9 protein-coding genes and 1 tRNA gene are annotated in these 13703 nt (G+C 35.0%); 6 read left to right on the forward strand and 4 right to left on the reverse strand.

Annotation, left to right across the window (positions count from 1 at the left end; genetic code table 11):
- Nucleotide 1: 1 nt before the first annotated feature.
- From ftsZ to I5M07_RS11135, 6 genes are all read left to right on the forward strand, one after another.
- The gene (gene ftsZ, locus I5M07_RS11110) at nt 2–1972 is read left to right on the forward strand and encodes a cell division protein FtsZ (RefSeq protein WP_200106514.1); all 1971 of its coding nucleotides are present in this window, start codon (nt 2–4) and stop codon (nt 1970–1972) included.
- A 148-nt stretch (nt 1973–2120) separates the two neighbouring features.
- Entirely contained in the window at nt 2121–2570 is a 450-nt protein-coding gene (locus tag I5M07_RS11115; RefSeq protein ID WP_200106515.1) for a GatB/YqeY domain-containing protein, read from the forward strand.
- Between the two features lie 18 nt (nt 2571–2588).
- Nucleotides 2589–2662, forward strand: a tRNA-Arg gene (locus I5M07_RS11120).
- A gap of 321 nt (nt 2663–2983) precedes the next feature.
- Nucleotides 2984–4369 carry a hypothetical protein gene (locus I5M07_RS11125; RefSeq protein ID WP_200106516.1) on the forward strand — a complete coding sequence of 462 codons (1386 nt, stop codon included), beginning with the start codon at nt 2984–2986 and terminating at the stop codon, nt 4367–4369.
- Between the two features lie 6 nt (nt 4370–4375).
- Nucleotides 4376–4975, forward strand: a complete 600-nt coding sequence (locus tag I5M07_RS11130; protein ID WP_200106517.1) for a hypothetical protein — start codon at nt 4376–4378, stop codon at nt 4973–4975.
- A gap of 316 nt (nt 4976–5291) precedes the next feature.
- Nucleotides 5292–6365, forward strand: a complete 1074-nt coding sequence (locus tag I5M07_RS11135) for a DNA topoisomerase IB (protein ID WP_200106518.1) — start codon at nt 5292–5294, stop codon at nt 6363–6365.
- 82 nt (nt 6366–6447) lie between these two features.
- Here I5M07_RS11135 and I5M07_RS11140 read toward each other — a convergent pair whose 3' ends face one another.
- The 4 genes from I5M07_RS11140 to I5M07_RS11155 all read right to left on the reverse strand — a co-directional run bounded on the left by I5M07_RS11140 (nt 6448) and on the right by I5M07_RS11155 (nt 13624).
- A complete protein-coding gene (locus I5M07_RS11140) occupies nt 6448–9162 on the reverse strand; it encodes an SdiA-regulated domain-containing protein (protein WP_200106519.1) in 2715 nt (904 codons plus the stop codon).
- A 202-nt stretch (nt 9163–9364) separates the two neighbouring features.
- Complete coding sequence (gene rpe, locus I5M07_RS11145; protein WP_200106520.1) at nt 9365–10027, reverse strand: ribulose-phosphate 3-epimerase; 663 nt, start codon at nt 10025–10027, stop codon at nt 9365–9367.
- A 284-nt stretch (nt 10028–10311) separates the two neighbouring features.
- On the reverse strand, nt 10312–11175 hold the full coding sequence (locus I5M07_RS11150; protein ID WP_007804760.1) for a sigma-70 family RNA polymerase sigma factor: 864 nt from the start codon (nt 11173–11175) through the stop codon (nt 10312–10314).
- A 304-nt stretch (nt 11176–11479) separates the two neighbouring features.
- Nucleotides 11480–13624, reverse strand: a complete 2145-nt coding sequence (locus tag I5M07_RS11155) for a polyribonucleotide nucleotidyltransferase (protein ID WP_200106521.1) — start codon at nt 13622–13624, stop codon at nt 11480–11482.
- Between the last annotated feature and the right edge of the window lie 79 nt (nt 13625–13703).

The following is a 13703-nucleotide window of genomic DNA, read 5'->3' on the forward strand; positions in this document are numbered from 1 at the left end:
TATGATGAGCAACTCAGAATTTGGAAGTATTTCATTTGATTTACCTAAAAATCAATCGAATGTAATAAAAGTAATTGGAGTTGGTGGCGGAGGGAGTAACGCTATCAATCACATGTTTAAGCAAGGTATCAATGGTGTAGATTTCATCGTTTGTAATACCGATTCGCAAGCGTTACAAAACAGCCCGGTTCCTAATAAAATTCAGTTAGGAGTTAACTTAACAGAAGGTTTAGGTGCAGGAGCAAATCCGGATGTAGGACAACAATCGGCTATCGAAAGTATTTCGGACATCGAAAAAATGTTAGATAGTAACACCAAAATGCTTTTCATTACAGCAGGAATGGGTGGAGGAACAGGTACAGGTGCTGCTCCCGTTATTGCTCAATTGGCCAAAGAAAGAGAAATTCTAACAGTAGGAATTGTAACGATTCCGTTTTTATTCGAAGGAAAAGTGCGTCAAGAACAAGCACTTTTAGGAATCGATAAACTGAGAAAACAAGTTGATTCGTTAATCGTTATCAATAACAATAAATTACGTGAAGTGTATGGTAATCTTGGTTTTAAAGCCGGATTTTCAAAAGCTGATGAAGTATTGGCAACAGCCTCGAGAGGTATTGCAGAAGTAATTACCAATCACTATACACAAAATATCGATTTACGTGACGCTAAGACTGTTTTGTCTAATAGCGGAACTGCAATAATGGGTTCATCTGAAGCTTCGGGTGCTAACAGAGCCAAAGAAGCTATTGTTGCTGCATTAGATTCGCCTTTATTAAATGATAATAAAATTACGGGTGCTAAAAACGTATTGTTGCTTATCGTTTCTGGTACTAACGAAATTACGCTTGATGAAATTGGAGAAATCAATGATCATATTCAAAACGAAGCTGGTCATAATGCCAATATCATCATGGGAGTTGGTGAAGATGAAAACTTAGGTGATGCCATTGCTGTAACTATTATTGCAACGGGTTTTGATGTTGAACAACAAAATGAAATTGTAAACACCGAGCCTAAAAAAATTATTCATACTTTAGAAGATGAACAAAAAAGCATTCATAATTTAACCAATAATCCTGTTGCTACTTTTGATTTAGATGCTGAAATTCCTTCTGCTAAAACAGAAGAAAAAATCATCTACGATTTAGAAGAAGAAATTTTCACAGCTCCAGAAATTGTTGCTCCAGTTGCAACCACTCCAGTTGCAAATGAAAATGAATTGTTGGCTATGTCGGAATTTATTAAAAATTTAGATGTTACGTTCGAAATCGTTTCGCCTATAAAAGATATTGATTTTGCTATTACTGCCCCAGAAGTTGCTCCTGTAAAAGCAGTACAACCAAAACCAATCGAAAAACAAGAGCAAACTACTTTTTCGTTTGATATGCCTTTGTTTAATGCAGAACCAGAGATAACGCAACCTAAAAAAGTAGAAGAAGATAATACGGTTTTATTTGAATTGACAAACGAAACTAAAAATATCAAAGTAAACCAACCAGTGCAATTTGTTCCTGTAACTGAACATGCTGACAATGGAATCATTAAGCATTCTTTAGAAGAATATATGGAGCTGGAAAATGAATTATTGGCTTCTAAACCGGTTGCAAAAGTGACAGAACCTGAAGTTCCAGCTGAGTTAAATATTACGATGAAAAAAGTAATTGAGCCTGTTGCTGATTTGGAAAGTCCTGGATTAGATGCTGCTTCGCCTTTAGAATTAACCATTGAAGAAACGTTGCGTTTGAGAGCTGATGAAAGAAGAAAAAAATTAAAAGAATTCAATTACAAATTTCATAACAACGTTTCTCGAATTGATGAATTAGAAAAAGAACCCGCTTATAAGCGTTTTGGAATTGAGTTGTCTAATAATCAAAATGTTAATAACAATTCCAGATTTTCGGTTGGTACTGATAGTAATAACGATTTGCAATTGCGTTCTAATAATTCCTTTTTGCACGACAATGTAGATTAGTGCTAAAAATATTAAATAACCTTAACCCGAAAATTGAATTTAATTTTCGGGTTATTTTTTTTATCTTCGCAACGAATTTGCCATTTTAGCTAATTGCAATTAGACTTCATAACAAACAATTTTACGTTTAAGTATAAAAACCATATAAATGAGTTTACAAACCCAAATCATGGATGAAATTAAAACAGCCATGAAAGCCAAAGATACTGTTGCTTTAGAATCGTTACGTGCAATTAAATCTGCTTTATTGTTAGCGCAAACCGAAAGCGGCTCAAAAGAAGCAATTTCTGAAGAAGAAGAAATTAAATTATTACAACGTTTGGTTAAACAACGTAAAGATAGTGCTGCTATTTTTACTCAACAAGGAAGACCTGATTTGGCTGAACCAGAATTATTGCAAGCAGCAGTAATCGAAAAGTTTTTACCTGCACAATTAACCGAAGAAGAAGTAGAGGCTATTGTGGCTAAAATTATAGAAGATAACGAAGCTTCTGGTATGGCAGCAATGGGAAAAGTTATGGGATTGGCTTCGACTGAATTAGCTGGAAAAGCTGATGGAAAAACCATTTCGACAATTGTGAAAAAATTACTTTCGTAATTATTTTGTATAAAATTTGACCACGTAGTTCAACTGGATAGAATATCAGATTTCGGCTCTGAGGGTTGGGGGTTCGAACCCCTCCGTGGTCACAAACAAAGATTAAAAGCCTGAGAAAATAGATTCTCAGGCTTTTTTTATGGTTTTAAAATTTTAAACCTTTTTATAAAATTTTGTATTTACTTAAAGTTTTTGCTTTAATTCCATTAGGTATTATTGGGTTTATAGAGATAGTATTATATTTATTATTTTAAAATTCTTTGTGGGTGTATATTATTTAATATCAATTAAATACTAATTTTTATAGAGTTACAAAGATAAGTTTCTGCTATTTAAATATAAAAATATTCGTATATTTTAAAAGCAATCTAACTTAAGAAATTAAAATTAGGCAGAAAATAATAAGACAAACGTTGCTTATAACTGGATTGTTTTTCATTTTTTTTAATGCCTGTAACACAGAAGAAATCCTCTCTGATCCCACAGCAGAAGCTAAGAGTTGGTTTATAAAAAATGTAACCACTGAAAATTTTGAAGTATTAAAATACACTCAGAAAATTGATTGGGAAAATATTATTATAACCAGTGGAAGACAAGGTGAAATTGTTGAAGTCCCTTTGCTTTTAAAAGATTACATTGCATCTTCTTCTAAAGAAGAATATTATGAATTTTATAGAATGATGTTTATAAGAGATAATCAGGGCAATTTTAAAGTTTATTACCTACAAATAAACACTCAAGAGGAAGATTTCAATAACGCTGAACCAAACTTTAATTTTTACGCTATTGACCAGAGTTTTACGGGTAGTGTGTTTATTAAGGAATTGAAAGTTAAAAATGGAACCCACCTAAAATTCAAAAAAGGCGATAGAATAAAACCTAGTATTAATGCTCGATATGATGTTGTATGTGTGGAGTACGGATGGTGGTATGATGACGGAAGTTTTGAGCCTATTTTTGGATTAGGATGTTTTGGCGGAGGAGGCAGCGGAGGAGGTGAAGGAACACCTCCTAATAATCCAGATCCAGGATATGGAGGTAGTGGTGGAAATAATAACTCGTCATCAAGAGACTGTGGCCCAGGTTATATAAAGAAATTTGGAAAATGTGTTAGTGTTGCTCAGCTAATAGAAGAAAGAATAAAGGATAGTCTTGACCCTTGCCCAAAGGGTGTTTTAGAAAAATTAAAAAACGGCAGTGCTGATATAACACAAATTTTAAAAGACTTAGGAGCTAGCGAAACAATTACTATAAATATGAAATCTGATTCTAAAATCCCAAATCCTGCACGGTCAGTTAAAATAGAAGGTACTAATAATTACAACCTTTTTATAAGTTCAAATTATACAACTGCTACTGACCTCTTTAGAGCATCGTGTATATTACATGAAATAACACACTGTTACTTTTTTAGTTTAGTTGATGAGCAAACAATTACCAATAACCCAAATGTATTGAATGATTTTCCTACCTTATATCAAGCTTACTGTGATGAAAATTATCCCCCAACAAATAGTCAATCAGCGAATGCTCACCACGACGAAATGGCTCAAAAATATGTAAAAACAATTGGGTCTGCTCTGCAGGAGTTTCAGACAGGTGTAGCTGTTCCTGCAAATCAAGAACCACTACAAGTATATACCGATTTGGCTTGGGGTGGTTTGCAGGAGGCTCCCATATTTGCAGAGAAATTCCCAGTAGGAAGTCCCGATTTCCTTAGAATAAAAGGACGATACGACGCAGAAGGTAGTGGTCGTACAGTAAATGGACAAACAATAATCGGAAAACCTTGTAATTAAAATACTATGAAAAAATATATTTATATCACTGCTTTATTGTTTTTTATTTTTGGCTGCTCTTCTACTAATAAGAGTATTGATCCTATAAATGCGTACTTAAAAGAAACCGTTAAAAACAACGATACTATAGTGATTATTACAAACAAAATTAATAATAATTACGCATTGGATTTGTGGAAAGAGAGGGCTTACATTAGCGAGAATCCTAATAATTTAGAGAATAGTCTTGATGAAAATCCAAGAATTTACGAAGAAAAATATTGGGCTGAAATGAATGAAAAATACCGTAATCAGGATACCGATTCTTTATGGTTAAGGAAATCATTATGGAAACAAAAGGAATTTAAAAATTTTAAAGTGAAATGGATGACCGAAAAGGTTTTTCCAAAACCATACATCTACAGCGAATATATGGACAAAATTCCAGAAAAACCTGCGTTTTCATTTTCAGAACCCATGATCTACAAAAAAAAATATGTTGTTTTTGCTTTTGCAAAAACAACTACAGGTCGACAATTTATAAACCCTAGATCTTTTCTAATTATGAAAAAAGAAAAAGGCAAATGGATAATTGTTAAAGAAATAACAGATGGGTTTTACTATTAGAGCTTGAACTAAAAACAGTTTGTGGCATTATTATTTTAAAAAAATATTAGAGGCAGTGAGTATATTCAACTCGATTTATTGCTCCGTGCTAGCCATAGACTTTTTTAAAATTTATAGTACAGTGACAATATAATCATTTAAGGTTTTCATTTCCTCCATTTAAAGGTTCGAATTTTATGACGTCAAGTTCACTAAATGGGACAAAGAAGAAATATCCTTCTTTGTCCCATTTTTATTATACAACTTCACTTCATAATTATATAATATACCAAAAGGATTATCGACTTACTTTTAACTGTTTTTTAAATGTAAGAAGATGTGCCGATTAGAAAAAAAATTACAAAAAATTGCAGATGATCCCAAACAATCTGCCAAAGCAATAGGATTGCGATATTTTTCCGATGACAAACGTGGTTTTTATCGCTATAAAAAAGGAAAAAACTTTCTATATAAGGATGAAGAAGGATCACTAATCAAAGATAAAGCGCTATTGGAGCGTTTTAATAAGTTAATAATTCCGCCCGCATGGGAAAATGTTTGGATTTCGCCCTACGAAAACGGGCATTTACAAGCTACAGGTATCGATGCAAAAGGAAGAAAACAGTACAAATACCATATAGATTGGACTAAAATTAGAAACCAGTCTAAATTTTTTCGTTTGCGACAATTCGCCACGGTCTTACCAAAAATTAGAGTTCAACTCGAAAAAGATTTGAATAAAAAAGGCTTGCCTTATGAAAAAGTAGTGGCCTTAGTGATTAAATTAATTGAGGTAACCAACATTCGAATAGGGAATGAAGCTTATAAAAAACTGTACGGTTCTTTTGGATTGACGACTTTACGTGACCGACATGTGAAAATGAATTCGGGGGCTCTTTTCTTTGAGTTTAAAGGTAAAAAAGGAGTGAAACATAAAATTAGTTTAAAAAATAAACGTTTAATGCGATTGGTGAAACGTTGCAAAGATATTCCTGGTCAAGAACTGTTTCAATATTATGATGATGAAGGTCGTCACCATGTAATTGGTTCTGCTGATGTTAATTCGTATTTGAAAAATAGTACGCAAATGGATTTTACTGCGAAAGATTTTAGAGCTTGGGCAGGTAGTTTAAATGCGCTTTGTAGTTTTTTAAACGAAGAAAAACCACTAAGTAAAACCGAATGTAGTAAAAAAATAGTAAGCGTAATTGATAGTGTTGCGGGCAAATTAGGAAATACTCGTGCGGTTTGTAAAAAATATTATGTGCATCCTACTGTAATTGCTGCTTTTGAAAATGGCCGAATTTGGAACTACAAACCTAAATCTTCGCGAGCTAAGTCTGCACTAAACCCAGAGGAAAAAGCTTTACTCAAATTGTTAACAGATGAAAAAATAGCCGCTGTGTTGTAAACAATTTAATATAAAAAAATCGGAGCAGTAAAAACTGCTCCGATTATAATTATTGAAAAATTCTTCGGTTTTTCTAGAAAATTTATTTTTTGATTACTCTCAAAGTCTGGGTTTTATTTCCTTGCGTAACTTTTACATTATAAATTCCCGGTTTATATTGTTGACCAATTGCTACGTTCTCAGAATTGGAATGTTCTATTTTTAATGTGTCAATTTGTTTTCCACTCATATCATATGCAGTTACCGTTATAGCCTCATTTTCGTTTGAAGTGACTTTTTTTACATGAAAAGTATTTTCAAATGGAACAGGAAAGGCCATAACTTTAAATTCGTTGTTATTTAAGGATGGATTGGCAGTTCCTAAATTAGTTTGAGTTGTAGTATGGATACCCGGTGAGCCAACTTCGTTACTGCTATTCGCTGCAACAAATGCACCATTAATCCCTACTGTACTCAACTGCGAAACTGGTTTTGTGATGGTCGTAAGACCCGCGGTATTATCGAATGTTCTAAAAGTTCCCGAAGGCGACGTTTCAAATAACACCGATGCAACAGGTGTACTGCTAATTCCGTTGTATAAATTGACTTGGTCGCCATTACCACTTAAACCAATTCCTGAACCAGTGTAATTTCCAATTTTTAATCCAGTTGGAGGGTTGTTTCCAAACCAATTGTTTAAAAATAGTGCTGATTTACTGGATAAATCATTCGTTTCGATAAAGATAACGGATTCTCCGGGTTGAATAGTAGTAATACCATTTAAAGCAACTGCCGCAGCTGGCGATTGCGAATTATCATCAACTTTCCAACCTGTTATATCTACTGCATACGCTTTGGTATTGGTTACTTCAAACCAATCCGCTCCAACGGGACTATCGCCACTTGACCATGGGGCTATTTCAGACACGAATATTTTTCCCGTTGTACCCGGTGAACCAATTTGATTGAAATCATTAACTGCAGCAAATGCATCATTTACTCCAATTTGGCTTAAGGTTGTAATAGTGGCATTGTTTAATCCAACGGCATTATTAAATGTTTTATTGGTGGTAGAAACCTCAAAAGTAATGCTGGCTCGCAAGTTTCCGTTCGGATCGTATAAATTCACTTCGTCTCCAGAAGTACTTAACCCAATTCCGCTGCCGCTATAGGTTCCTATTTGTAAGTTGCTTGGTACATTGTTTCCAAACCAAGTCGATTTAAAATTATTTATAATCGTGGCCGAATTGGTGGCACTGGTTTCTAGAAAAATAACGGATTCTCCTGGAGCAATTGAGGTTATGCCATTTAATGCTAGTGCTGCACTAAATGATTGAGAACTGTCGTCTACTTTCCAACCTGATATATCTAAAGCTGCATTTCCGTTATTAGTTACTTCAAACCAATCTGCACCAACTAAATTGTTACCACTTGACCAAGGTGCAACTTCCGAAATACTAGTGGTTGCAGCCTGCGTCGTTTCATTCAATACATCGGTAACAGTTAAAGTAAAAGCGATACTTGCATCAGGACTGTTTCCTAGCGTTTTATCGTCTACATTAATGGCGATACTGTAACTTGATTTTGCTTCGTAATCCAAAACAGTTCCTGCTTTGATATAGAGCCCTGCATTTGTAATTTCAAAAAAAGCTGCATCAGGTCCTGTAATAGAGAACGTATTCGTTCCTAAACCATCATCGGTTACTAAAATATCAGAAATTTTTACTGCAGAAGTTGTGTTGGAGTTTTCTAAAATGCTCGAAGTAGTATTGTTTAATGAAATTGCAGTAGGGGCTTCATTTTGTTTGTTTGAAGGAGCATAGACCCATAATTGAGGATGATTGATGTCTCCACCACCATTTTCATTCACAATATAAATAGTGCCATTACGATCCATTGTAATCCCTTCATGTTGTTGATTGGGTGCGTCTAATGGATTTCCAGGATCCGAAGTTATGGTTAGAGTGCTTGAAATAGTCCCATTTCTGTCGATATTGACCACTTTTGCATTTTCCTGACTTAATACCAACAGGTTGTTATATAACGGTTGACCTTGAAGAGCTGGTAAATTCGATAATGCAAAAATATCCGCTACGTCAGTAAAACCAAGAAGAGCTGGGTCAAATAAATTAGTTGAGTTCTCGGTAGTTGCTGATCCGTTGGTGGCTGTACCAGCCATAAAATCAACGCTGGTTTGGAAAATTCCCATAGGAGATATTTCCTTTAAAACAATAAAACCGTTTGTCAGCGGATCGTACGAAAGTCCTTCGGTTCCTATATTATTCACGAAAGTTCCAATTTTTACCGTTTTAGTATCGTTTCTAGTAAGTGTCGTTCCTGCCGCATAGGTAAATAAAACCAACTGACGATCGCGTTCTTCGGCCATAACAAATTGCCCGTTTCCAATGTAAGTTATACCTTCCGTGTCGTAAAACTCAGTTTGTTGAGGACTGTTTCCTTGTGCTAATGTCATAGTATCAATTAGTTCACCAGTTTTAGAAACTTGCACCACAGAAGTAGAACCGTCTCCCACAATAAAAAGCGTATCGGTGTCCCAATTATAAGCAACACCCGAAGCTTCTTGTGCTAACAAATTATTTGCAGGATGTGCGATGCGAGTTGGTTCGGGTAAATCATATCGTCCTACTCGGATATAAGTAGAAAGATCTACTGTTTGGGCGTTAGATAGTTGCGAGAAGCAAAAAAACGCAGCAGCAGATAATAATCCAGTTTTAATGGTTACACGATTAAAATGGAATCGATTTGTAATAAAAAAAGTTTCTTTTTTAGAATGTTTTGAGGGTAAAGGTTTAGTCATAGGGTATGTTTTTAATAAGCTACAAAGCTATTTAACAAGAAAAAATAGCGCTTAATTTTAGGGTTACCTTATGATTAAATATTTGGAAATGTAAGTTTAAATGAATGTTAGGAAGTGATGAAGTATGTTAAATTGGTTTTTGCGCAAAAAAAAATCCGAAGAAAATTTACTTCGGATTTGTGAGTTTTGAATTTAGATAACTTTAAAAGCAACTTAGTTGTTTTAAATCGGCAACCGTTGCAAGGGGATCGGTTGCTCCAAAAACGTAGCTTCCGGCAACCAAGACATCAGCTCCTGCTTCAACCAATTGTTTGGCGTTTTTATTAGTTACGCCTCCATCAATTTCGATAAGAGTCGAAGCGCCTTTTTTGTTTATTAATGCTTTTAATTTTTTGACTTTGTCGTAGGTATTTTCTATAAAAGATTGTCCGCCAAAGCCAGGATTTACACTCATGATGCAAACCAAATCAATATCTTTAATCACATCTTCTAATAAGTCAATATTTGTATGCGGGTTTACTGCTACACCTGCTTTCATTCCTTCCGCTTTTATGGCTTGAAGGGTACGATGAAGATGTGTACAAGCTTCAAGATGCACGGTTAATACATTGGCTCCTAATTTTTTAAAGCTTGAAATATAACGATCAGGATCTACAATCATCAAATGCACGTCGATTGTTTTTTTAGCATGTTTGTTAATAGCTTCTAAAACAGGCATTCCAAACGAAATATTGGGTACAAAAACACCATCCATTATGTCAATATGAAACCAATCGGCCTCGCTATTGTTAATCATTTCGATATCGCGTTGAAGATTGGCAAAATCAGCAGCTAAAACTGAAGGTGCTATTAGGGTATTTTTCATAGTGTTGTTTTTTCTGAAAATTCCGTGTTGTTTTTGATTCGGCAAAGGTAATCGATAATTAAATGAAATGGAAATGCTATTTCAAATAAAAACCCGTGGAGTTTAGTTATGTTTTTTTACCTTAAAATTTAAAAAAATAAAACTCCGGTAATCAGCCGGAGTTTCAATCATCAATCAAAAAACGAACAGTCAATCAAACTGTTGTTTGCTGTTAGTCGAAAGTAAAACGTCTAAAAGGGAAAAAAGCCTTTAGAGTATGGTAAACTTTCTAACTTTAAGACTAATTAGCCTAAATATGTTTTTAAGATTTTACTTCTAGAAGTGTGTTTCAATCTGCGGATTGCTTTTTCCTTAATCTGACGAACACGCTCACGAGTTAAGTCGAATGTTTCTCCAATTTCTTCCAAAGTCATAGGGTGTTGATCACCTAATCCAAAATACAAACGAACTACATCAGCTTCTCTTGGAGTTAATGTTTCTAAAGAACGTTCGATTTCAGTGCGTAACGATTCGTGAATCAATTCTCTATCCGGATTAGGAGATTCACCTGAACGCAATACATCGTAAAGGTTAGAATCTTCACCTTCCACTAATGGAGCATCCATTGATAAGTGACGACCAGAGTTTTTCATAGACTCTTTTACGTCGTTAACAGTCATGTCTAATTCTTTTGCAATTTCTTCAGCAGAAGGTGGGCGCTCGTTAGATTGCTCTAATAAAGCGTACATTTTATTGATTTTATTGATAGAACCAATTTTGTTTAATGGCAAACGAACGATACGAGATTGCTCTGCTAAAGCTTGAAGAATCGATTGACGAATCCACCAAACGGCGTACGAAATAAATTTAAATCCACGTGTTTCATCAAAACGTTGAGCCGCTTTAATCAAGCCTAAGTTTCCTTCGTTAATCAAATCAGGAAGGGTTAATCCTTGGTTTTGGTATTGTTTTGCTACCGAAACCACGAAACGTAAATTGGCTTTAGTTAGTTTTTCTAAAGCTCTTTGATCACCAGCTTTTATGCGTTGTGCTAATTCTACTTCTTCATCGGCCGTGATCAAATCTACTTTTCCGATTTCTTGTAAATATTTGTCTAATGAAGCAGTTTCACGATTGGTTACCTGCTTGGTGATTTTAAGTTGTCTCATCTTTTTGTCTCCTTATTTTAAAGTGTACAAGTAGTTATACGTAAGCAGTACTAAGAATGTTACAATTTTTTCTAATAAAAATTATTTTTTTCTAAAAAGGAGCTCGGTTAAATGAATGGAATTGTAAATAAGATACTTTATTTTTAGAATTATTCATTAAGAAAACCGTGTTTTTGAGTGCTTTTTTTATGAAAACCATCATTTCTTTGAGTATGTAATATAAATAATTGTTTCTATAAAAAAATCCCATTCATATCGATGAACGGGATTTTATATAATAAACCTTTAGTAAACTAAGATCTGATTACTCTTTTTTATCCTCACGAGGAGGTCTTGGAACAAGTGCTTTTTTCGACACTTTTTCTTTTTTAGTTTTTGGGTCAATTCCTAAGTATTTAACTTGGAATACATCTCCCATTTTAACTACATCGGCCACATTTTCGGTGCGTTCCCAAGCCAATTCAGATACGTGTAATAAAACTTCGTTTCCTGGAGCAGCAGTGTATTCAACAACGGCACCAAAATCCAACATTTTAACTACTTTTACTTCGTAAGCTTCACCCATCTGAGGTTTGAATGTAATCGAATCTATTTTAGCTAATACGGCTTTAATACCGTCAGGATTAGTCCCTAAAATTTCAACCACACCTTGTTCGTCAACTTCATTGATTACGATAGTAGTTCCGGTAGCTTTTTGTAAATCTTGAATTACTTTTCCACCAGGACCAATCAAGGCTCCAATAAAGTTACCAGGAATAGTTCTCGTGATGATTTTTGGAGCATGTGCTTTAACGTCCTCTCTTGGAGTTGCAATTGTTTCCGTTAATTTTCCTAAAATATGCAAACGACCTTCGCGAGCTTGACTTAACGCTTGTTCCATGATGTCGTAACGCAATCCATCAATTTTGATGTCCATTTGACAAGCTGTAATTCCATCAGCAGTACCTGTTACTTTAAAATCCATATCACCCAAGTGATCTTCATCTCCTAAAATATCAGATAAAACCGCAAATTTTTCGCCATCTGTAATCAATCCCATTGCAATTCCAGAAACAGGTTTTACCATTTGAACTCCGGCATCCATAAGTGCCATAGTACCAGCACAAACTGTAGCCATTGACGAAGAACCGTTTGATTCTAATACCTCAGAAACCACACGGATAGTGTAAGGACAATCGGCAGGAATCATATTTTTTAAAGCTCTTTGTGCTAAGTTTCCGTGTCCTACTTCTCTTCGTGAAGTTCCTCTTAAAGGACGTGCTTCTCCGGTAGAAAAAGGAGGGAAGTTATAGTGTAAGTAGAATTTTTCTTCACCTTGTTCAGATGGAGAATCGATTACATTTGCTTCTCTAGAAGTTCCTAAAGTTACTGTAGCCAAAGCTTGTGTTTCTCCACGAGTAAATAAAGATGAACCGTGTACTGATGGTAAATAATCGGTTTCACACCAAATTGGTCTGATTTCGGTAGTTTTACGACCATCTAAACGAATTCCTTGTTCCAGAATAACATTACGAACGGCTTCTTTGTTGGTTTTGTAGAAATATTTCCCTACTAATTCAACTAAATCAGTATTTTCAGCATATTCTTCTTCAGTAAATAAAGCTTTAACTTCTTCTTTTACTGCTGCAAATTTTTCGCCTCTTTCGCTTTTTCCAGAAGCTTCTTCAGCAATAGCGTAACATTTGTCATAAGCTGCTGCTTTTACTTTGGCGTAAATAGTAGCATCTTCTACTTCGCCTTCATAGGTTCTGTATTCAGCATTTCCTAAAGAAGTTCTTAAACGTTGTTGTGCTTCAATTTGCGTTTTGATGGCTTCGTGAGCAAATTTAATAGCTTCAATCATTTCGGCTTCTGAAATTTCTTTCATTTCACCTTCTACCATGGCAACAGAATCCATAGAAGCCCCAATCATCATATCGATATCAGATTGTTCTAATTCTTCTTTGCTTGGGTTAATAACCAATTTTCCGTCGATACGCGCTACACGAACTTCCGAAATTAAATTGTAAAATGGAATGTCTGAAACAGCCAATGCGGCAGATGCAGCTAAACCAGCAAGGGCATCGGGCATAACATTTTCGTCATGCGACATTAATTGAATCATTACTTGGGTTTCGGCATGGTAATCGTCTGGGAAAAGCGGACGCAATACACGGTCAACCAAACGCATGGTCAATACTTCGCTATCACTTGGTCGCGCTTCTCTCTTAAAAAAACCACCAGGGAAACGACCTGCAGCTGCAAATTTTTCGCGATAATCTACCGTAAGAGGTAAAAAATCAATACCTGGATTTGCAGTTCTTGCCGATACCGCTGTTGCTAAGAGCATACAGTTGCCCATTCTTACAACCACAGATCCATCGGCTTGTTTGGCTAATTTTCCTGTTTCGATTGAGATGGTTCTTCCGTCTCCTAAATCGATAATTTCTTGTTTTACTTGTGGAATCATAAATTTTCCTTTAGTTGATTATACAATGGATTTTAGTTGTGTTGTAGTTGTAGTGTAGTTGTTGTAAGCTAAAAACCAA

Source organism: Flavobacterium agrisoli, assembly GCF_016522065.1.
GTDB classification, from domain to species: Bacteria; Bacteroidota; Bacteroidia; order Flavobacteriales; family Flavobacteriaceae; genus Flavobacterium; species Flavobacterium agrisoli.

Coding starts and splice junctions, on each gene's coding strand:
- ftsZ (WP_200106514.1), top strand. CDS start 2: ATGATGAGCAACTCAGAATTTGGAAGTATTTCATTTGATTTACCTAAA.
- I5M07_RS11115 (WP_200106515.1), top strand. CDS start 2,121: ATGAGTTTACAAACCCAAATCATGGATGAAATTAAAACAGCCATGAAA.
- I5M07_RS11130 (WP_200106517.1), top strand. CDS start 4,376: ATGAAAAAATATATTTATATCACTGCTTTATTGTTTTTTATTTTTGGC.
- I5M07_RS11135 (WP_200106518.1), top strand. CDS start 5,292: ATGTGCCGATTAGAAAAAAAATTACAAAAAATTGCAGATGATCCCAAA.
- I5M07_RS11140 (WP_200106519.1), bottom strand. CDS start 9,162: ATGACTAAACCTTTACCCTCAAAACATTCTAAAAAAGAAACTTTTTTT.
- rpe (WP_200106520.1), bottom strand. CDS start 10,027: ATGAAAAATACCCTAATAGCACCTTCAGTTTTAGCTGCTGATTTTGCC.
- I5M07_RS11150 (WP_007804760.1), bottom strand. CDS start 11,175: ATGAGACAACTTAAAATCACCAAGCAGGTAACCAATCGTGAAACTGCT.
- I5M07_RS11155 (WP_200106521.1), bottom strand. CDS start 13,624: ATGATTCCACAAGTAAAACAAGAAATTATCGATTTAGGAGACGGAAGA.